Source organism: Streptomyces sp. JN8 (genome assembly GCF_055808075.1).
The window spans coordinates 5,784,865-5,804,266 of record NZ_CM147852.1; the positions used below are offsets into that span (position 1 = coordinate 5,784,865).

Annotated in this window: 19 protein-coding genes and 1 riboswitch; of the genes, 10 read left to right on the forward strand and 9 right to left on the reverse strand. The window is 74.0% G+C overall.

Going from position 1 to position 19,402, the window contains the following annotated elements:
- Positions 1-19 precede the first annotated feature (19 nt).
- From ACY0MR_RS25490 to ACY0MR_RS25500, 3 genes are all read right to left on the reverse strand, one after another.
- Positions 20-754, reverse strand: a complete 735-nt coding sequence (locus ACY0MR_RS25490; RefSeq protein WP_473555567.1) for an SCO2322 family protein — start codon at positions 752-754, stop codon at positions 20-22.
- Entirely contained in the window at positions 751-2,007 is a 1,257-nt protein-coding gene (locus tag ACY0MR_RS25495; RefSeq protein ID WP_473555570.1) for a prenyltransferase/squalene oxidase repeat-containing protein, read from the reverse strand. The genes ACY0MR_RS25490 and ACY0MR_RS25495 overlap by 4 nt, the downstream gene beginning before the upstream one ends.
- A gap of 95 nt (positions 2,008-2,102) precedes the next feature.
- Positions 2,103-2,179: riboswitch (cobalamin riboswitch) on the reverse strand.
- 72 nt (positions 2,180-2,251) lie between these two features.
- Complete coding sequence (locus tag ACY0MR_RS25500; protein WP_473555572.1) at positions 2,252-3,316, reverse strand: MBL fold metallo-hydrolase; 1,065 nt, start codon at positions 3,314-3,316, stop codon at positions 2,252-2,254.
- Positions 3,317-3,606: 290 nt separating this feature from the next.
- Here ACY0MR_RS25500 and ACY0MR_RS25505 point away from each other — a divergent pair, with 290 nt between their 5' ends.
- The 3 genes from ACY0MR_RS25505 to ACY0MR_RS25515 all read left to right on the forward strand — a co-directional run bounded on the left by ACY0MR_RS25505 (position 3,607) and on the right by ACY0MR_RS25515 (position 6,029).
- Positions 3,607-5,070 (forward strand): aldehyde dehydrogenase, encoded by a 1,464-nt coding sequence (locus ACY0MR_RS25505; protein ID WP_388799310.1) that lies wholly within the window; start codon positions 3,607-3,609, stop codon positions 5,068-5,070.
- The gene (locus ACY0MR_RS25510) at positions 5,070-5,303 is read left to right on the forward strand and encodes a ferredoxin (protein WP_361857271.1); all 234 of its coding nucleotides are present in this window, start codon (positions 5,070-5,072) and stop codon (positions 5,301-5,303) included. The genes ACY0MR_RS25505 and ACY0MR_RS25510 overlap by 1 nt, the downstream gene beginning before the upstream one ends.
- A 186-nt stretch (positions 5,304-5,489) precedes the next feature.
- Positions 5,490-6,029 carry a hypothetical protein gene (locus tag ACY0MR_RS25515; protein WP_388799313.1) on the forward strand — a complete coding sequence of 180 codons (540 nt, stop codon included), beginning with the start codon at positions 5,490-5,492 and terminating at the stop codon, positions 6,027-6,029.
- A gap of 56 nt (positions 6,030-6,085) precedes the next feature.
- Here ACY0MR_RS25515 and ACY0MR_RS25520 read toward each other — a convergent pair whose 3' ends face one another.
- Complete coding sequence (locus tag ACY0MR_RS25520) at positions 6,086-6,715, reverse strand: TetR family transcriptional regulator (protein WP_148004323.1); 630 nt, start codon at positions 6,713-6,715, stop codon at positions 6,086-6,088.
- A gap of 227 nt (positions 6,716-6,942) precedes the next feature.
- Between ACY0MR_RS25520 and ACY0MR_RS25525 the strand changes: the two genes are divergently transcribed.
- The 4 genes from ACY0MR_RS25525 (at position 6,943) to ACY0MR_RS25540 (ending at position 10,917) form a co-directional block, all read left to right on the forward strand.
- Positions 6,943-8,295, forward strand: a complete 1,353-nt coding sequence (locus ACY0MR_RS25525) for a glycosyltransferase family 4 protein (RefSeq protein WP_388799316.1) — start codon at positions 6,943-6,945, stop codon at positions 8,293-8,295.
- Between the two features lie 109 nt (positions 8,296-8,404).
- Positions 8,405-9,139: a class I SAM-dependent methyltransferase gene (locus ACY0MR_RS25530; RefSeq protein ID WP_148004325.1), complete on the forward strand. Its 735-nt coding sequence runs from the start codon at positions 8,405-8,407 to the stop codon at positions 9,137-9,139.
- Entirely contained in the window at positions 9,136-10,221 is a 1,086-nt protein-coding gene (locus tag ACY0MR_RS25535; RefSeq protein WP_473555576.1) for a prenyltransferase/squalene oxidase repeat-containing protein, read from the forward strand. Before ACY0MR_RS25530 ends, ACY0MR_RS25535 begins: the two co-directional genes overlap by 4 nt.
- 138 nt (positions 10,222-10,359) lie before the next feature.
- Entirely contained in the window at positions 10,360-10,917 is a 558-nt protein-coding gene (locus tag ACY0MR_RS25540) for a hypothetical protein (protein ID WP_404080259.1), read from the forward strand.
- Positions 10,918-10,929: 12 nt separating this feature from the next.
- Here the strand turns inward: ACY0MR_RS25540 and ACY0MR_RS25545 are convergent, their stop codons facing one another.
- The 3 genes from ACY0MR_RS25545 to ACY0MR_RS25555 form a co-directional block, all read right to left on the reverse strand.
- The gene (locus ACY0MR_RS25545; RefSeq protein ID WP_473555578.1) at positions 10,930-11,940 is read right to left on the reverse strand and encodes an LLM class F420-dependent oxidoreductase; all 1,011 of its coding nucleotides are present in this window, start codon (positions 11,938-11,940) and stop codon (positions 10,930-10,932) included.
- A 118-nt stretch (positions 11,941-12,058) separates the two neighbouring features.
- Positions 12,059-12,865 (reverse strand): DUF5336 domain-containing protein, encoded by an 807-nt coding sequence (locus ACY0MR_RS25550; protein ID WP_404080254.1) that lies wholly within the window; start codon positions 12,863-12,865, stop codon positions 12,059-12,061.
- A 142-nt stretch (positions 12,866-13,007) separates the two neighbouring features.
- On the reverse strand, positions 13,008-13,916 hold the full coding sequence (locus ACY0MR_RS25555; RefSeq protein WP_473555581.1) for an N-acetylmuramoyl-L-alanine amidase: 909 nt from the start codon (positions 13,914-13,916) through the stop codon (positions 13,008-13,010).
- 455 nt (positions 13,917-14,371) lie between these two features.
- Here ACY0MR_RS25555 and ACY0MR_RS25560 point away from each other — a divergent pair, with 455 nt between their 5' ends.
- Positions 14,372-16,162: a hypothetical protein gene (locus ACY0MR_RS25560; RefSeq protein ID WP_473555583.1), complete on the forward strand. Its 1,791-nt coding sequence runs from the start codon at positions 14,372-14,374 to the stop codon at positions 16,160-16,162.
- Positions 16,163-16,233: 71 nt separating this feature from the next.
- Here ACY0MR_RS25560 and ACY0MR_RS25565 read toward each other — a convergent pair whose 3' ends face one another.
- Entirely contained in the window at positions 16,234-16,866 is a 633-nt protein-coding gene (locus tag ACY0MR_RS25565; RefSeq protein WP_404080247.1) for a class I SAM-dependent methyltransferase, read from the reverse strand.
- A 174-nt stretch (positions 16,867-17,040) separates the two neighbouring features.
- Here ACY0MR_RS25565 and ACY0MR_RS25570 point away from each other — a divergent pair, with 174 nt between their 5' ends.
- Positions 17,041-17,490, forward strand: a complete 450-nt coding sequence (locus tag ACY0MR_RS25570; protein ID WP_404080244.1) for a hypothetical protein — start codon at positions 17,041-17,043, stop codon at positions 17,488-17,490.
- Here the strand turns inward: ACY0MR_RS25570 and ACY0MR_RS25575 are convergent.
- A complete protein-coding gene (locus tag ACY0MR_RS25575) occupies positions 17,474-18,349 on the reverse strand; it encodes an NAD(P)-dependent oxidoreductase (RefSeq protein WP_473555586.1) in 876 nt (291 codons plus the stop codon). The two genes, ACY0MR_RS25570 and ACY0MR_RS25575, sit on opposite strands and share 17 nt — an antisense overlap.
- Positions 18,350-18,489: 140 nt before the next feature.
- Here ACY0MR_RS25575 and ACY0MR_RS25580 point away from each other — a divergent pair, with 140 nt between their 5' ends.
- Positions 18,490-18,864, forward strand: a complete 375-nt coding sequence (locus ACY0MR_RS25580; RefSeq protein WP_473555588.1) for a winged helix-turn-helix transcriptional regulator — start codon at positions 18,490-18,492, stop codon at positions 18,862-18,864.
- Positions 18,865-19,402: the final 538 nt, after the last annotated feature.

The following is a 19,402-nucleotide window of genomic DNA, read 5'->3' on the forward strand; positions in this document are numbered from 1 at the left end:
GCCGGGCTCGCGGCGCGGCTCATCCGCGCCGGCGGGCCTTCCAGACCGCGGCGCCGCCCAGGACCAGCACGGCAGCCCCGCCGGCGAGCACGCCGAAGGACGGACCGCCGCCCTCGCCGTCGGCCGCCGCCGGGGCGCTCGGCGCGGCCGGTGCCGGGGTCTTCGCGGTCCCGTCGGTGCCGCCGCTCTCCGCGACCGGTTCGCCGCAGCCCCGCGCCGGGTAGCCGGCGATCCCGCACAGCATGGCCGCTCCGTCGTACCGCAGCGGCTTCGCCACCACGGCGAGCGCCTCCGCGGCCGTCGCGTCCGCCCGGACCTGCGCGCAGCCGGTCTCGACCGGCTGCGCCGGCGGGGCCTCGCCGGGCGGGGCGTCCGCCGGGCCGCCGAAGTCGACGACCACCGCGACCCGCTTGGTGCCGTCCTTCTCCGCCACGTCCCCGCAGATCTTCGCGAAGTCGGGGGCGGCGGACGGCCGCGAGGTGTCGTCGGTGCCGCTGCTGATCGCGAAGCGGAAGCCGACGGCGTCGCCGTCGGCGGGGCGGGCGGTCGCCGGACCCTGCGTGGCGTACGACCAGGACGTCCCGCCGCCGCTCTCCCAGAACGACCAGTAGCGGTAGCCGGCCGCCTGGGCAGGGGCCGCCGCGGCGACGACCGCGGTGAGCGTCAGCAGGGCCCCGGCGGCGGCTCCCGCCGCACGTCCTCCGCGGCCTCGCGCGGCGGACCCTCGCGCGCCGTCCCCTCGCTGCGCGGTCACTTCTTGCGGCCGCTCACGAGGAAGCCGATGCCGACGCCGACGACCGTGCCGATGCCGATGATCCACCAGATGTCAAAGCCGCCCTCGTCGTCGCTGGTGGAGGAGGCCGAGGTGTCGGGGGTCTTCGGCGCCGGGCCGGTGGCGTTCAGCTGCTCCACCAGGTCCGCAGAACCGAACTCGCGCGGGTCCGTCTCCATGGCCCGCGCGGCCAGGATCAGCTGCGCGTACGCGGCGGGGCCGCCCTCCTTCGCCCAGGCGGCGGAGTTCTTCTCCAGCCACTCCAGGGCGGGCTTCGCCTCCTGCGAGGCGCCCGAGGCGGCGAGCGCGACGACGGCGTCCGCGGTGTTGCCGACGTCCGGCTGCTCGGAGGTGTCGGCGGCGCCCGGCATCGGCGGCAGGTTCAGGTGGCCGGTCTTCCGGAGGGCCCCGGCCAGGTAGGAGGCGCCGTTGAGCGCGGCGCGCTCGACCGTCGGCTTCGACAGGTCGTTGCAGACGGGCGGCTGCTCGGGCGAGGCCTTGGTGGCGACGACGCTCTTGCCGAGCCCCGCGAGGGTGGCCGCGGCGGTGGCGTCGGCGTTCGCGAGCAGCTTCCCGGCCTTGTCGGGCTGGTACGCGAAGGCGCCCGGGCCCTCCTTGTCCGAGCAGGGCAGCGCGAAGGTGAGCAGCGCGTCGTAGGGCGTGCGGCCCTCGGCGGAGGTGAAGGAGCCCGGCCGCACGCCCGTGGCGGCGAGCGCGCCGACGACGACCGAGGTGGAGTTGGCGTCACTGGGGCCGCCGGGGCTGTAGCCCCAGCCGCCGTCCTTGTTCTGCACGGTGCGCAGCCAGTCGGAGCCCGCCTTGACGGCCTCGTCGACGGTCTCGGGGGAGCCGGACTGCTTGCGGACCGCGCGCAGGCCCTGCACGGCGAGGGCGGTCGCGTTGCTGTCCCGCACGGTCTTCGCGTCGCAGGGCGCGGCGGCGTCCGCGCGGAAGGAGCTGAACGAGCCGTCGGCGCACTGCTGGCCGAGCAGCCACTGCACGGCCTCGTCGGAGGGCTGGAAGCCGGTGGCGCGCTGGGCGAGGAAGGCGAGCGACTGCCGCCACACCCCGTCGTACGTCGGGTCCTTCGTGCCGTACAGACCGTCGGGGACCGCGGCGGGAGAGGGGGTGGGGGAGGGTGCGGCGGTGGCTGCTCCTGCCACCCCGGCCGCTCCGGTGCAGAGCAGGACGGTGGCGGCGGCGAGCGCGGTGGCGCCGCGGCGGACGGTGTTCATGGGGCCCTCTCCTGCGGCCGGGCACCGGCACGCCTCAGGGGCACCAGGCTCCGGCTCCGTATTCCTCGACGGTGCCGGCGGTCACGTCCCGGACGGGGCATTCCGACTCACGACCACCCTGGGGAGGCCGTTCACGGTTGCGGGTCAGCGCCGGATTCGCACCGGCTTCCCCCCGTACGGGCATGATGACGACCGGGCCACTCTACCGGCCCGTAGGCCCGCGGCCCGGCGGGTGCGAGGCGCCTCACACCGCGACGTAGCGCACCGGCTCCGAGCCCGGCACCGCTTCGGCGCGCCCCAGTTTCACCAGGCGGCGCAGATGCGCCTCGGCCTCGCTGACGGCGATGTTGCGGGAGCCGTAGGGGATCTGGTCCCAGGGGCGGTTCCACTCCATCCGCTCGGCGAGCTGCCACGGGGTGAGCGGGGTGGCGAGCAGGCCGAGGAGCCCGGTGAGCCGTTCCTCGTGGTGGTCGAGGAGCTCGCGGACCCGGCCGGCGGCGTCGGTGAAGGGGTGCTGGTGGGCGGGGAGGACCTCGGCGACGCCGAGGCGGCCGATGCGTTCGAGGGAGGCGAGGTAGTCGCCCAGGGGGTCGGTGGCGGTGGCGGCGTCGTCGTCGGGGTCCTCGTAGAGCCCGATGTGGGGGGTGATCCCCGGCAGCAGGTGGTCGCCGGAGAAGAGCCGGCCGTGGCCGGGGAGCCGGGAGGGGTGCTCCTCCTCCAGGTGGAGGCAGACGTGGCCGGGGGTGTGGCCGGGGGTCCAGATGGCCCGCAGCCGCCGCCCGGCGAGGTCGAGGAGCTCGCCGGGGACGATCTCCCGGTCGGGGAGGGCGGAGCCCAGGCCGGGCAGGGTGCGCATCCGGCCGGAGGCGCGGGCGGCCCGCAGCGGGGCGAGGTGGTCCTCGGGGGCGCCGACGGCGGCGAGCTTGCGGGCGAGGTAGTCGAGCCAGGTGCCCGGTTCGGCGTCGCGGGTGCGCCGTACGACGTCGGTGTCGGCGGCGTGCATCGCGATCCAGGCGCCGGAGGCCTCGCGGACCCTGCCGGAGAGGCCGTGGTGGTCGGGGTGGTGGTGGGTGATGACGACGCCGTGGATGTCGGCGACGTCGATGTGCAGCGCGGCGAGTCCCGCGGTGAGCTCGGTCCAGGAGGCCGGGTCGTCCCAGCCGGTGTCGACGAGCACCGGGCCGCGGTCGGTGTCGAGGACGTGGACCAGGGTGTGGCCGAGCGGGTTGTCCGGGATGGGCACCCGGAGCGACCAGACGCCTCCGCCGTGCGCGGTCGCCTGCGGGGCGGGTCCCTGTCGAGCGGGCATGGATCCTCGTCTCTCCACCGCGGTGCGGGGCGGAAGTTCGGCCGGACGCAAACTGACGATACGTCAGCCGGCCTCCGCGGGGACAGGGCTTCGGCCATGGCCGAACGGGCGGGGACGCGGCCGGGTCGGTGCGGGCCGGGGGAGTGCGCGGGGCGGGCTCGGTCCGGAGCATTGCTCCCGATAACTAGAACTGGTATCAGTTCTGATCTGAGGCATCGTCAGGTGCGTCGGGGAACGCCAGGGAACGTCAGGCACGTCAGGGAATCCATCCCCTCATGGAGGCGGCGGTCATGACCGAGCTTGTGGAGCACGGAAAGCTGTTCATCGGCGGGGAGTTGACCGACCCGCTCGGCGAGGACGTCATCGAGGTCGTCTCCCCGCACACCGAGGAGGTCATCGGCCGCGTCCCGCACGCCTCCACCGCCGACGTCGACCGGGCCGTGGCGGCCGCCCGCAAGGCCTTCGACGAAGGACCCTGGCCCCGGGCGACGCTGGAGGAGCGGATCGCCGTCGTCAGCCGCATCAAGGACGCGATCGCGGTGCGCCACGAGGAGATCGCCCGCTCCATCAGCGCCCAGAACGGCTCCCCGTACTCCTGGTCGGTGCTCGCCCAGGCCCTCGGCGCGATGATGGTCTGGGACGCGGCGATCACCGTCGCCCGGGACTTCACGTACGAGGAGCGGCGCGGCGGCGTCCTCGGCCCGCTGCTCGTCCGCCGCGAGCCGGTGGGCGTGGTCGCGGCCGTGATCCCCTGGAACGTGCCGCAGTTCACCGCGGCGGCCAAGCTCGGGCCCGCGCTGCTGGCCGGCTGCGCGGTGGTCCTCAAGCCCTCGCCGGAGTCGCCCCTCGACTCGTACATCCTCGCCGACATCGCCGCCGAGGCCGGGCTGCCCGAGGGCGTGCTCAGCATCCTGCCGGCCGACCGGGAGGTCGGCGAGTACCTGGTGGGCCACCCCGGCGTCGACAAGGTCTCCTTCACCGGCTCGGTCGCGGCCGGCCGGCGGGTCATGGAGGTGGCCTCCCGCAACCTCACCCGCGTCACCCTCGAACTCGGCGGGAAGTCCGCCGCCGTGGTCCTGCCCGACGCCGACCTCGCGACCGCCGTCGCCGGGATCGTCCCGGCCGCCTGGATGAACAACGGCCAGGCCTGCGTCGCCCAGACCCGCATCCTCGTTCCCCGCTCCCGGTACGAGGAGACCGCCGAGGCCTTCGCCGCCGCGGCCGGCGCCCTGGTCGTCGGCGACCCGCTCGACCCGGCCACCCAGGTCGGTCCGCTGGTCGCCCGGCGGCAGCAGCAGCGCTCCCTCGACTACATCCGGATCGGCCAGGAGGAGGGCGCGAAGGTCCTCGCGGGCGGCGGCCGCCCGGCCGGCCTCGACCGGGGCTGGTACGTCGAGCCGACCCTCTTCGGCGGTGTCGACAACTCCATGCGGATCGCCCGCGAGGAGATCTTCGGCCCGGTCATCTGCCTGCTGCCGTACGGGGACGAGGCCGAGGCCCTGCGCCTCGCCAACGACTCCGACTTCGGGCTCAGCGGCAGCGTCTGGACCGGGGACGTGGAGCGCGGCGTCGACTTCGCCCGCGGCGTCCGCACCGGCACCTTCAACGTCAACACCTTCAGCCTCGACATGCTCGGCCCGTTCGGCGGATACAAGAACTCCGGACTGGGGAGGGAGTTCGGGCCCGAGGGCTTCGGGGAGTACCTGGAGCACAAGATGATCCACCTCCCGGCCGGGTACGAGGGCGGCGCGTGATGGGGGACCGCTGGCACGTCGAGGTCGACCGGAGCGTCTGCATCGGCTCCGGCATGTGTGTGAACCACGCCCCGGACGGCTTCCGCCTCGACACCGCCCGCCAGTCGCACCCGCGCGACCCGGAGGCGGACGCGGGCGAACGGCTGCTGGCGGCGGCCGAGGGGTGCCCGGTGGAGGCGATCACGATCACTCTGGCGGACGGCGGGGAGCCGGTCTTCCCCCCGGAGGAGTAGCGGGCCGGCGGGGCCGGGCCCGTCCCGGCGGGACCGGCCGCGCCCGCCGGACCTCGACCTTGGAAGAGGACGCCGAACAGGGCTGAAGAGCGGCGTTCTTGCGTACGCATTCCATTCCCACGTGCAAAACTGTGCCTGAAAAAACGGGGGCAAGAGGCCGTCGTACGTGCGGATTTCGGGAGTGTTGTGCGCAAGCTGACGTGGGTGGCCGCGGCCACCGGTGTGGTGCTGCTGGTCGCCGGCTGCGGAAGTGAGGGCGGTGCGGACAAGGGCGGTTCGGCCTCGGCCGGCTCGTCGGCCGGCTCGTCCTCGTCGGGCGGCTCCGGCGGTGCGGGCGGCGAGCGGCTCACCGGCGACGCCGTCACCAAGGAGCTCACGGACGCGGCGACCGCGGCCGGCTTCACCCAGGACGCCTCGGGCGAGCAGATCCCGGCCGAGGCCAAGGACTGCATGGTCAGCTGGACGGCCGACGCCGAGAAGGCCAAGGACCCGGCGAAGTCCTACGCGGACACGGTCGCGGCGCTGGCCGAGGGCGGCTGGAACGAGGAGCGGAAGACCGAGCAGAGCGGCTCCGTCATCAAGTCCCTCAAGAAGAGCAGCTGGCAGCTCCAGGCCAGCAACCACTCCGCCGGCCCGCTCAAGCTGGTGATGTTCGTGGCCGTCGACGGCAGCCCGCAGTGCGCGGCGGCGATCGCGGGAGCCAACAAGGCCACGCCCTCGTCCTGATCCACCGGTCCCGCCCGCGCCCCGGCACCTCGGTCGCCAGGGCGCGGGCGGGACCGTCAGCGGCGGGCCGCCGCCTCCGGGGCCGTCAGGTCGATCAGCCGGCAGACCGTCTCGATGTCGATCTTCACCTGTGCGATCGAGGCGCGCCCCGACAGCCAGGTGATGAGCGCCGAGTGCCAGGTGTGCTCGATCACCCGGACCACCGAGAGCTGCTCCGGGGTCGGGTGCTCCGTGCCCATCGCGTCCAGGATGATCGCCGTCGTCAGCCGCGAGACGGTGTCGACCTCCGGGCTCACCCCGCGGTCCGCGAAGGTCAGCGCCCGCACCATGGCGTCGGCGAGCTGCGGCTCGCGCTGGAGCGCGCGGAAGGCCCGCATCAGCGTCTCCGCCACCCGCTCCGCCGGATCGGAGGCCGCGGGGGGCCGCTTGCGCAGGGTCGTGTGCAGGTGCTGGAGCTGGTCCTGCATCGTGGCGACCAGCAGGTGGATCTTGGAGGGGAAGTAGCGGTACAGCGTCCCCAGCGCCACCCCGGCCGCCTCCGCGACCTCCCGCATCTGCACGGCGTCGAAGCCGCCCCGCGCCGCGAGCTGGGCGCTGGCGTTCAGGATGCGGCGGCGGCGTGCCTCCTGGCGCTCCGTGAGGGGCGGCGCCGCGGGTCTGTGGTCCGCTCTGATGTCTGCGGTCATGAGGTCCCGTTCCGTGCGGTGGGGAGCGACAGTATGGCGGTGCGCGGGCCGTGGCGCGAATCACCTGTTCCGGCTCTCACCACAGAGCTACCTGCCGGTAGATTCTGTCCTCCTTGAAGGATCAAGAAGATCAGGCCAGAAGATCAAGAACGATCAAGTCTGTAACTTGTTCTAGATTAGCGCGAGCGGTTACGCTCCGGCGAAACCACGCTCGAAGGGGGTCGCGCATGACCGCTGAGGCCATAGAGGCAAGCCCCCGGCAGGGCGTCACGGCAGCCGGTGACGGACCGTTGCGAATCGCTCTCCTCACGTACAAGGGCAATCCCTTCTGCGGCGGCCAGGGCGTCTACGTCCGCCACCTCTCCCGCGAACTCGCCCGCCTCGGCCACCGCGTCGAGGTCATCGGCTCCCAGCCGTACCCCGTCCTCGACACGGTCGCCGACGGCACGGACCCCGCCGGGCCCACCCTCACCGAGCTCGCCAGCCTCGACCTCTACCGCTCGCCGGACCCGTTCCGCACCCCGAAGCGGGACGAGTACCGCGACTGGATCGACGGCCTCGAGGTCGCCACCATGTGGACCGGCGGCTTCCCCGAGCCGCTGACCTTCTCCCTCCGGGCCCGGCGCATGCTCGCCGCCCGCCGCGGCGACTTCGACGTCGTCCACGACAACCAGACCCTCGGATACGGACTCCTCGGCGGACCGCGTGCGATCGGCGCCCCGCTCGTCACCACGATCCACCACCCCATCACCGTCGACCGGCGGCTCGAACTCGACGCCGCCGCCGACTGGAAGCGCCGCGCCTCCGTCCGCCGCTGGTACGCCTTCACCCGCATGCAGAAGCGCGTCGCCCGCCGCCTGCCGTCCGTCCTCACCGTCTCCGGCACCTCCCGGCAGGAGATCGTCGAGCACCTCGGGGTGCGCGAGGACCGCATCCGGGTCGTCCACATCGGCGCCGACACCGACCTCTGGTCGCCCGACCCGGCCGTCGCCGAGGTCCCCGGCCGGATCGTCACCACCTCCAGCGCCGACGTCCCGCTCAAGGGCCTCGTCCACCTGGTCGAGGCGCTCGCCAAGCTCCGCACCGAGAACCCGGACGCCCACCTCGTCGTCGTCGGCAAGCGCGCCGAGGACGGCCCGGTCGCCGCCGCCATCGAGCGGTACGGTCTCGCCGGGGCCGTCGAGTTCGTCAAGGGCATCAGCGACGCCGAGCTCGTCGACCTCTACCGCTCCGCCCAGGTCGCCTGCGTCCCCTCCCTCTACGAGGGCTTCTCGCTGCCCGCCGCCGAGGGCATGGCCACCGGCACCCCGCTCGTCGCCACCACCGGCGGAGCCATCCCCGAGGTCGCCGGAGCCGACGGGGAGACCTGCCTCGCGGTGCCCCCGGGTGACGCGGGCGCCCTGGCCGCGGCACTCGGCCGGGTCCTCGGCGATCCGGAGCTGCGCGCCCGGCTCGGCGCCGCCGGACGCTCCCGGGTCCTCGACCGCTTCACCTGGTCCCGCGCGGCGCAGGGCACCGCGGAGCTGTACCGCGAGGCGATCGCCCGCCGCGGCGCCGGGGCGCCCGGGGGCGCCCGGTGACACCTCGTGCCGTTCGCCGGACGCGGCCCGGTGGGGCGGTTGTGCCCACCCGTTCCGCCCCGCGGAACGCCTGCCCACAACCTTCCCTCCACCGCGAAAGCAGGCCCTCGTGCTGACCGTCGACTTCACCCGCTTCCCGCTCGCCCCCGGCGACCGTGTGCTCGATCTGGGCTGCGGGGCCGGCCGGCACGCCTTCGAGTGCTACCGGCGCGGCGCCCGGGTGGTGGCCCTCGACCAGAACGCCGAGGAGATCCGCGAGGTCGCCAAGTGGTTCGCGGCCATGAAGGAGGCCGGCGAGGCCCCCGCGGGCGCCACGGCCACCGCGATGGAGGGGGACGCGCTCAACCTGCCGTTCCCCGACGAGTCCTTCGACGTCGTCATCATCTCCGAGGTCATGGAGCACATCCCCGACGACAAGGGCGTCCTCGCCGAGATGGTCCGCGTCCTCAAGCCCGGCGGCCGGATCGCCGTCACCGTCCCGCGCTACGGCCCCGAGAAGGTCTGCTGGACGCTCTCCGACGCGTACCACGAGGTCGAGGGCGGCCACATCCGCATCTACAAGGCCGACGAGCTCCTCGGCAAGATCCGCCAGGCCGGACTCCGGCCGTACGGCACCCACCACGCGCACGCCCTGCACTCGCCGTACTGGTGGCTGAAGTGCGCCTTCGGCGTCGACAACGACAAGGCGCTGCCGGTCCGCGCGTACCACAAGCTCCTGGTCTGGGACATCATGAAGAAGCCCGCCCTGACCCGGGTCGCCGAGCAGCTGCTCAACCCGGTGGTCGGCAAGAGCTTCGTGGCCTACGCGACCAAGCCCCACCAGCCCGAGGTCGACTCCCAGTGACCTCCCCCGAGCGGATCGCGGAGCACCTCGTCCTGCCCGGGGTGCTGACCGCCGAGCAGGCCGCCCAGACCGTCGCCGGGATACTCGCCGTGCAGCGCGAGGACGGCGCCCTGCCCTGGTTCCGGGGCCACCACCTCGACCCGTGGGACCACACCGAGGCCGCCATGGCCCTGGACGCGGCCGGCGAGCACGCCGCCGCCGGCCGCGCCTACGCGTGGCTCGCCCGGCACCAGAACGCCGACGGCTCCTGGTACGCGGCCTACCACGACGGCGAGCCCGGCCGGGTCACCGACCGCAGCCGGGAGTCCAACTTCGTCGCCTACATAGCCGTCGGCGTCTGGCACCACTACCTCTCCACCGGCGACGACGCCTTCCTCGACCGGATGTGGCCCGCCGTCTACGCGGCCGTCGAGTTCGTCCTCGGACTCCAGCAGCCCGGCGGCCAGATCGGCTGGAAGCGCGAGGCGGACGGCACCCCGGTGAACGACGCCCTCCTCACCGGGAGTTCGTCGATCCATCAGGCGCTCCGGTGCGCCCTCGCCATCGCGGAGACCCGGGAGGAGCCCCAGCCCGACTGGGAACTGGCCGCCGGTGCGCTCGGCCACGCGATCCGCCGCCACCCCGAGCGCTTCCTCGACAAGTCCCGCTACTCGATGGACTGGTACTACCCGGTCCTCGGCGGCGCGCTCACCGGACCCCAGGCCAAGGCCCGCATCGACGCCGGCTGGGACACCTTCGTCGTGCCCGGTCTCGGCGTGCGCTGCGTGACCCCCAACCCCTGGGTGACCGGCGGCGAGAGCTGCGAACTCGCCCTCGCCCTCTGGGCGATGGGCGAGTCGGACCGCGCCCTGACCGTCCTCCAGGACATCCGGCACCTGCGCGCGGAGAACGGCATGTACTGGACGGGATACGTCTTCGAGGGCGACACGGAGGACGACAAGGCCGTCTGGCCCGAGGAGCAGACCGCCTGGACCGCCGGCTCCCTGCTGCTGGCGGTGGCCGCCCTCGGCGGCGAGGAGGCCACCGTGGCCGTCTTCGGCGGCGAACGCCTCCCGGCCGGCCTGGAACCGGACTGCTGCTGAGCCGCCGCCCGGGACCCGCGGGACCTCCCTGAGCCAGGGAGGTGCGGGCGGCGGTCCGGACCCGTTCGGAGCCGCCCGTGTGGCGGCACCCGGGTCCCCGGGTGAGGCTGGCGCCACAACCCCCAGGGAGGTCCTGCCGTGCCCAGATCCCTACCCCGGTCCGTGTCCCGCGGTGTCGTGGCCCTGATGCTGTCCTGCACCCTGCTCCTGACGACCGCCGCCTGCGGCGACGACGACGCGAGCGCGAACGGGGCGGCGACCCCGACGGCCTCGGCCGGTTTCGAGCAGCAGAGGCTCGCCAAGACGCGGTTCGTGGCCAACGCGGGTCTGGCCGCGGGAGCGACCTACCAGTGGATCGTGAAGCCGTACCGCGCGGGCAAGTTCAAGAAGGGCGCGGACGGCCGGACCCTGGCCCTGGTGAAGGCCGGCCTCGCGGGCGCCTTCACGTACAACCGGCTGAAGGCGGCGACGAACAACGCCAAGGGCGACCCGCTCCTGTCCAAGGCGGTCGCGCCGCTCACGGCCGGCATCGAGTCGCTCAAGGAGCTCGGTACGAAGCTCCGCAAGGGCGAGGTGGGCGACGCGGACGTCGGCGCCTTCGAGAACATCATCAACAGCGTCAAGGACGCGGGCAAGAGCGCCGGGGCCGAGGTCGTCGACAAGGTCCCCAGCGCCTCGCAGCTCAGCGGCGGCTGACGGCCGCACCGCTCAGGCGTTGAGCTCGGCCAGGAGCCGCAGGGTCGCGGGGTCCGGTGAGGTGACCAGGAGGTCCGTCACCGGGCCCCGCCGCCATGCCTCCAGGCGCCCGGCGATCCGCTTCCGCGGCCCGACCAGGGAGATCTCGTCGGCGAAGGCGTCCGGGACGGCCAGGACCGCCTCCTCGCGCCGCCCGGCGGCGAACAGCTCCTGCACGCGCCGCGCCTCCTTCTCGTACCCCATCCGCCCCATCAGGTCGGCGTGGAAGTTGCGGGCCGCGTGTCCCATGCCGCCGATGTAGAAGCCGAGCATCGCCTTGACCGGAAGCAGTCCGGCCGCCACGTCGTCGCAGAGCGCGGCGCGGACCAGGGGGGCGACCAGGAAGCCTTCCGGGAGCCGCTCGGGCAGGGCGTACACCTCGGCCCAGCGCTCGGGGGACCAGTACAGGGGCAGCCAGCCGTCGGCGATGGTCAGCGTCTGCGCGATGTTCCTCGGGCCCTCGGCCCCCAGCAGGATCGGGAGGTCGGGCCGGAGCGGGTGGGTGATCGGCTTGAGGGCCTTGCCGAGGCCGGTGCCGTCGGGGCCGGTGTACGGGTGGGAGTGGTGGCGCCCGTCGAGCCGGACCGGGGCCTCGCGGCGCAGGACCTGGCGGACCACGTCCACGTACTCGCGGGTCGCGGTCAGCGGGGAGCGGGGGAAGGGGCGCCCGTACCAGCCCTCGACGACCTGCGGTCCGGACAGGCCGAGGCCGAGCATGACCCGCCCGCCGGAGAGGTGGTCCAGGGTGAGCGCGTGCATCGCGGTGGTCGTGGGGGCGCGGGCGGCCATCTGCGCGACGGCGGTGCCCAGCCTGATCCGGCTGGTGTGGGCGGCGATCCAGGTCAGCGCGGTGAAGGCGTCGGACCCCCAGGCCTCCGCCGTCCACACCGAGTCGTAGCCCAGCCGCTCGGCCTCGCGCGCGAGGCCGAGGCGGTCGGGGGAGGGGCCGCGGCCCCAGTAGCCGAGGGCGAGTCCGAGTCGCATGCCCCACACCCTTTCTGACGGTGTGTCAGTTCAGCTGGATGTCGGGACTGTACGCCAACGGCCCCCCGCCCGGAAGGGATTCCGGGCGGGGGGCCGCCGGTGGTGGTGCTTGCGCGGGTCAGCCGCGCTGGATGCCCGTGGTGTCCTGCAGGACGCCGCGGCGGCCGTCCTGCGTCTGGGCCACCAGGGCCGCGCCACGCTGCTCGACCGCCAGGTACCAGGTGCCGGGTGCCAGCTCCGCGATCGGGGCCTGCGAGCCGTCCTCCGCGTACAGCGGACGGGCGACCGGGACGGCGAACCAGAACGGGTCGAAGCCCCCGGCCGGCGCCTGCGGGGCCTGCGGCTCCGGCTGCTGCGCGGCCTGCGGCTGCGGGGCGGCGGCCTGCGCGCCGAACGGGTGTCCGGCACCCTGCGACGGGTCCTGCGGACCGCCGTACTGCGGCTGCTGCGCACCCGGGTAGCCGTAGCCGCCGGGGACGCCCTGCGGGCCGGGCTGGCCGGGCTGCATGCCGTACGGCTGCGGGGTCTGCGGGCTCGGCGCGCTCATCAGCGGGGCCTTGAGGGCGGGGACCAGGGGCGCGGCCACGGCGGCGGCGGCCAGGACCAGGGCGGCGATCAGGCCGAGGATCAGGCCCGCGCCCGCCTCGACCTCACCGAGGTCGAGCACGGTCCAGAGGAGGGACCACGCGGTGACGACCGTCGCGGCGACGCCGAACTGGCCGAGGTCCAGTCCGGCGATCTTGCGGGGCTGGGGCAGCGCGCGGTTCAGGACGATCAGGGCCGCACCGATGACGCCCACCATGTAGACGCCGATGGCGTTGCCCAGGGAGTCCCAGGCGTTCGGGGCGTCGATCGTGAGGCCCTTGTAGGAGAAGTAGTCGAGGAACGAGGCGATGAACAGCACCACCGCTGCACCGATCAGCACGCCATCGCCTCGGGTGAGGGAGCGGATATTCACGTGAGAAGTCCTTCGTCGGGTCGTCGCGTCGGGGTGGCGCTCAGGTCATGGCACGGGGGATGGCACGGAGCTGCCCCATCGTACGGAGCGAATCTATCGCCCGCGGGTTCTACCCCCGGAGGTAGGTGGCGATGCCGTCGGCCATGCCCTGGGCGGCCTTCTGCCGCCAGGCCGCCGACGTGAGCAGCGCCGCGTCCTTCGGATCACGCATATTGCCGCATTCGACGAAGACCTTGGGGACGGTTGAGAGATTGAGTCCGCCGAGATCGTCGCGGACGTCCAACCCCGTACCGGAACCCAGGTAGTTGGCGGGGGCCGTTCCGGTGGCGCGGGCGAAGCGGTCGGCGATCCGCTCGCCGAGCTCGCGGGACGGGCCGACGATCTTCGCGGTGTCGGCCGCCCCCTCGCGTACGCGTGCGGGCAGGATGACGTGGAAGCCGCGGTGGCCGACGGCGGAGCCGTCCGCGTGGACGGAGACCACGGCGTCGGCGCGGGCCGCGTTGCCGATCCGCGCCCGCTCGTCGACGCACGGGCCCCAGGGGCGGTCCGCGTCATGGGTGAGGACCACCTCGGCGCCGCGCGCCGTGAGGAGGTCCCGCAGCCGGTGGGTGACGTCGAGGGTGAAGGCGGCCTCGGTGTATCCCGCGTTCGTGGAGGTGCCGGTGGTGTCGCACTCCTTGCGGTTCGTCCCGATGTTCACCTTCTGGTTGATCTCCTGGGAATGCTGGAAATTGCCCGGGTTGTGGCCCGGGTCGAGGACGACGGTCCGCCCGGCGAGGGAGGATCCGGCGGCGCCGGGGGAGGCCGAGGGGGCGCCCGCGCCGTCCGGCCGGCCGGACGGCGCGGCGGTGGTGGGGGCGGCCTCCGCGCCCCGCGTGGACCTCCCGTCCGAGGGGGAGGCCTGCGAGGCCCCGCAGCCCGCGAGCGCGGCGCAGCAGCCCGCGGCCGCGAGGGCGAGCGCGGGGCCGCGCAGCAGGGTGCGGATGCGGCGGGGGGTCTTCCGGTGGTCGTACGGCACCCGGCGACTCTAGGCCCTGCGCGGGGCGGAAACCCGCAGCGGTACGTCGCAGCTTGGTCACCGCTTCACGGAACGGTGGACGCGTGTGAGCGGACCGTGAAGGGTAAGTGCAAGAGGCGGCGGTGGGGTGTCACCGCGCATGGACCACGAGGGGAACCGTGGTGGGGGAAGAACCGAACGACGCGCGTCCCGAGCCGTCCGACCGTCCTGTGCGGGACGTCACACCGGGCGCACCGAACCGGGCGGACCACGCCGACCGGGCGAACCCGCCCGGGACGGCCGGTCCGCCGGGCGGCGCCGGGCAGGACGGCACGCTCGACTCGTCGACGCGGATGCTGCGGTCCGCGGCCGCGGACCGGCCCGCCCCGGACCGAACCATCCCGGACCGGCCTGTCCCGGCCCCGGGCGCACCGCCCGCACCGCCTGCGGCCCCCGCGCCGGGCGGGCCCGCGCCCGTGGCCCCCGCGCCGTGGGAGGCGCGGCCCGCGGGCTTCGGGCCGCCGACCGAGCCGCCCGCGAGCGCGGCGGCCCGGCCCGGCCCCGAGGCCGCCGGCCCCGGCCAGGTCCCCGGCCCCGAGGCCTCCGGTACCGGGCCCGGATCAGGCCCCGCGCCCGCCGCCGGTCCCGCCACCGCCCCCGGCTGGGCCGGTGCCGGGACGCCCCCGCCGCCGCCCGCCGCCCCGCCCGGGTACGGGCCGCCGCCCGGGTACGGCCCGCCCGGGTACGGTCCGCCGCCGCCCGCGCAGCCGCCCGGCGAGGCCAACGGCGCCCAGGCCGCCCTGATCGGCCTGCTCAACCTCTCCTGCCTGGGCCTCGGCTACGTCCTCCTGCGCCACTGGATCGGTGCCGCGGTCTGCTGGATCGCCACCGCGGTCCTGCTCTTCCTCGCCCTCCCGGCCGACGTCGACGGCGTGCCCGTCGGCCTCCTCGTCGGCTACGGCGTCTTCCTCCTCCTGGCCGCCGCCGACGGAGCCCGCCGCGGCCTGCGCGCGACCCTCCGGGTCGGCCCGTCCTTCCGCCGGCTCGCCCTGCCGCTGGCCCTGGTGCTGCTCGCCGTGCCCGCGGGCGGCTCGCTCGCCTACGGCGCGGCCCGCGACGAGGCGAGGCAGCAGGCCCTCCTCGACCGCCTCGCCGCCGCCGACGCGCTCGTGAAGTCGGCCGACGGCCTCGCCTTCGACAAGGCCGAGCCCACCCTCGGCAAGGCGCTCGACACGTACGAGGACCTCGGCACGCGGCACGCCGGATCGCGGGCCGGGAAGCTCGTCCCCGCGCGCCTCGACACCTTCTACGCGACGGTCTCCGCCCCGTACGCCGCCAAGTCCTACTGCGACGCCGTCCCGCGCCTCGGCTATCTGCGGGGGCTCCAGGGCTCCGTCGACAAGGACCTGCTGGGCACCCGGCCCGCCAAGACCGACGAACCGCTGGCCCACTCCCTCTACGAGTGCGGGGCGGCGGGCATCGGCGACGCGACCTACGAGCCGGACCCCCGGGAGAGCTTCAACGAACTGCTCAACACCTTCCCGAAGTCGGCGTACGCCCCCAAGGTCGCGCCGGCCTTCGAGGCCTCGATCAAGACCCGGACGGACGCCCTCGCGGGCGGCGACCCCTGTGACACCACGGCGGAGCTGCGCGTCATCGACGCCTCCCTCGACGGCATGTCGGACCCGTCGCTCGAAGGCGTCGCGGACCAGGCCGGAGCGGCGCTCCAGAAGGGCGACTTCGCCTGCGGCACCGACCAGTTCAAGGACAAGGACTTCGACGCCGCGCGCGACACGATGACCGCCTACGCGAAGGAGTACCCGAGCAGCCCGCAGGCCGCGCAGGCCCGCGCCGTCGCCATCGCCGCCGAGATCGCCGACGAGGAGCCCGCGGCGGGCGCCAGGCTGCCCTCGGGCGACGTGCCCGGCGGCGCGCGGATGGTGATGGTGGTCAGCAACGACGGTCCGGGCGAGGTCGAGCTCCTCTACACCGGCCCGATGACCGGCAGGATCACCCTCACGGCGTGCGGCACCTGCACCAAGTACCCCAACCCGATCTTCGCGGGGGCCAAGAAGATCAAGGCCTGCACCGGACCGTCCTCGAAGTACCCGAAGGCGACCCTGCTGCTGCCGGCCGGCGACTACCACTTCCTCCAGAAGCGGGCCTCCACCGGGACGTCCACGGCCGGCGACACCAAGTCGAGCAAGGCGAAGATCGAACCGGGCTACAGCTACACCAACTGCCTGTACGTGACGTCGGGTTTCTGACCCGGCGCCCGGACCGCGGCGAGGCACGACCGGCGGCCGTCCCCTCCCAGGGGACGGCCGCCGGACCGTCCTCAGCCCCGGCGGCGCAGGACCCGCAGCGAGTCCGTGACCGAGACCTCCTCGAAGTCCCCCGACTCCAGCGCCCGGAGGTAGATCCGGTACGGGGCCTGGCCCCCGTCCTCCGGGTTCGGGAAGACGTCGTGGATGACGAGCAGACCCCCGGGCACGACCTTCGGGGCCCAGCCCTCGTAGTCGTTCACGGCGTGCTCGTCGGTGTGCCCGCCGTCGACGAACACGAACCCGAGCTCTCCGCCCCACACCTTCGCGACCTGCGGCGACCGCCCGACGACGGCGATCACATGCTCCTCGAGACCCGCCTTGCGCAGCGTCCGCCGGAACGTCGGCAGGGTGTCCATGAGCCCCACCTCGGGGTCGACCACCGTCTCGTCGTGGTACTCCCACCCCGGCTGCTGCTCCTCGCTGCCCCGGTGGTGGTCCACGGTCACCGCGACGGTCCCCGCCCGCCGCGCCACGTCGGCCAGCAGGATCGTGGAGCGCCCGCAGTACGTGCCGACCTCCAGCAGCGGCAGCCCGAGCTTCGCGGCCTCGGCGGCCGCCGCGTACAGGGCGAGCCCCTCCCCGACGGGCATGAAGCCCTTCGCGGCCTCGAAGGCGGCAAGGATCTCGGGCGCGGGCTCGGACATGGTGACTCCTACTGGCGGGTACGCGACTGACGGCGCCCATCGTGCCCTACGCGCCCGCCGCACGTCGCACCTCGGACCCGCTTGCGGGTGCCCTCCGACTCCGTGGAGGATGCGGCGGAGTCCAACCGGGCTGCGAGGGAGGGACGTCGTGGGACGTGGGAGCGGGCGCCGGCCGTGGTGACCCTCGTAGGAATCGTGATCCTCGCCGTCGCGCTGCCCGCCTGGGCGGGGATCACGTACGTCGGGCTCGTCCGGGCCCGCCGTGGTGACGGACCGCCGCCGCTCCGGCCGCCCCGGCCCCGGCGCACGCCCGCGAGGAAGGCCGCCTGGGTCGCGGGGCTCGCCTACCTCGCGGGGGGCGCGGTGCACCTGTACGGCCTCTCGTACATGCCGTTCCTCCAGCCGGAGGACGCGTGCTGGTTCGGCGTGGGGATCATGGACTCCCCGGACTCCAGCAGCGCGCTGCCCGTGAGCCTGGTGTGCCACGGCATCGAGGTCGTCCCGTGGTGGGTGAATCCCGGGCTCCTCGTCCTGGCGGTCACCGCCGTCGCCGCGACCGTGGCGAGCGTCGTCCTCGCCGTACGGGGATCGCGGCGGGCGGCGGCCGTCAGGCGGGGCGCCTGAGGCTCTCGAAGATGCGGGCGAAGCCCTCCGCTCCGTGGCCCGCGTCGATCTGACGCTGGATGAGCCCCTGCACCACGTCGAGCACCTCGGTGCTGACGCCCTGCTCGGCACTGGCGGCCTGGAGGTCGCCGAGATGGGAGAACTCGAGGCTCTGCTGGCCCGCGACGGTGTAGTCCCCGCCGTCGATCACCTCGGCGAAGCCCGCGAGGCCGCCGGTCATGGCGGACAGCCACGGGGCCGCCGAGGCCGCGAACTCGCGGGCGGTGATGCCGGCCGGGGCGACCATGGCGGCGCCGTGGACGAAGCCGGCGAACATGACGTACATGCCGGCGAGCAGCGCGAGGTCGTACAGGGGTGCGAGACCGGCGTCGTCGCCGTGGTAGGTGCTGGTTCCCCACAGGTCCAGCAGCGGCTTGTGCCGGTCGAAGGCCTCGGCCGACCCGCTGTAGAGGACCGAAGCCCCGGGCCGGCCGATCATGTGCGGCACGGCCATGATGCCGCCGTCCAGGTACGTGACGCCGGCGCGGGCGGCCCAGGCGGCCGACTCCCGTGACTGGGCGGGGGAGGTGGTGGTGAGGTTGATCAGGGTGCGTCCGGCGAGGTCGCCGGCGAGCGGGTCGAGCACGTCGTGGACGGACGCGTGGTCGAGGAGGCAGGCGATCACCAGTCCGCTCGCGCGGACGGCGTCGGCGGCGGTGCCGGCCGGGGTGGCGCCGAGGGCGAGGAGGCCGTCGGCCCGGCCCGGGGTCCGGTTCCAGACGGTGGTCGGGTGTCCTGCCTTCACCAGGGCGGCGGCCAGCGCGCTCCCCATCGCTCCCAGGCCCAGCACGCTCACCTGGACGCTGTCGTCGGTCGTCATCTCTCGGGCTCTCCCTCGTGTTCGTGACCTGTGAGGGAATGCTCTTCGCCGCCGCGGAGGTTGACCAGTACGGACTAAACAGTGGGGTACGCACCCGGGGGTGAGCACCCCTCGGCGGTGCGCGGTTCGAGGAGGGGCGGATGGCGGCATCGGCACGGAGCGGCCCGTACTTCTGCGGCATCGACGCGGCGATGGACGTGGTGTCCGGGAAGTGGAAGGTGCTGATCCTGTGGGAGCTGCACCACCACGGGGTGCGGCGGTTCGCCCAGCTCCGGCGGGGGCTGCCGGGCGTCAGCGAGAAGATGCTGGTCCAGCATCTGCGGCAGATGGAGGAGGACGGCCTCGTCCGCCGCGAGGTGTACGCGGAGGTGCCGCCGAAGGTCGAGTACTCCCTGACGGAACGAGGCGTCTCCCTCAACGCCGCGCTGGCGCCGCTGGGGAAGTGGGGCGGCGAGCGGATCCGGGAGATCGGCGCGGAGAGGGTCCCCGTCGTCAGCGAGTCAGGGGAGCAGTGATAGTCGGCCATTCAATGGCTGTAAATAGCTGCCCTTTCGCCCCGTTCTTCACAGGTCTCTCACACCGGCCGCACCGCACCTGACCTCGTCGATCGCTCGCGTGGAGACTGAGGAGAACCGGCAAGCGGATTTCCCTCTCCGCCTTCCGGAGCCCCGGGTCGGCGCTTGCCGAGCGTTGTTTACCCGGGGTTAAGTAGCGCCGCGCGTGTCCGGGACCGACCATCCCGGCGTGGCACGCGCACGTCATCGGCGGTCGGGGGGACACCACCGCCACGGGGGAAGACGCGGCATCGCCATCGCCGCGACGCCGACTCGTCGTCGCACAACGCCCGGGGCCTACCCCCTGCCTGCCCTCGTTCGCTGTGAAGGACGCCTTCCTTGCGGTTCAGACCGGGGTTGTTCACCTCTCGATCACGCTTGTCCACCTCTCTCACGACGGCGGTCACGTCCGCCGTCGCCCTGGCCGTTCTCGGGGGAACGGCCGTCCGGCCCGAACCGGCCCTGCAGAACGCGCAGACCGCCGCCGCGACCGCCGACT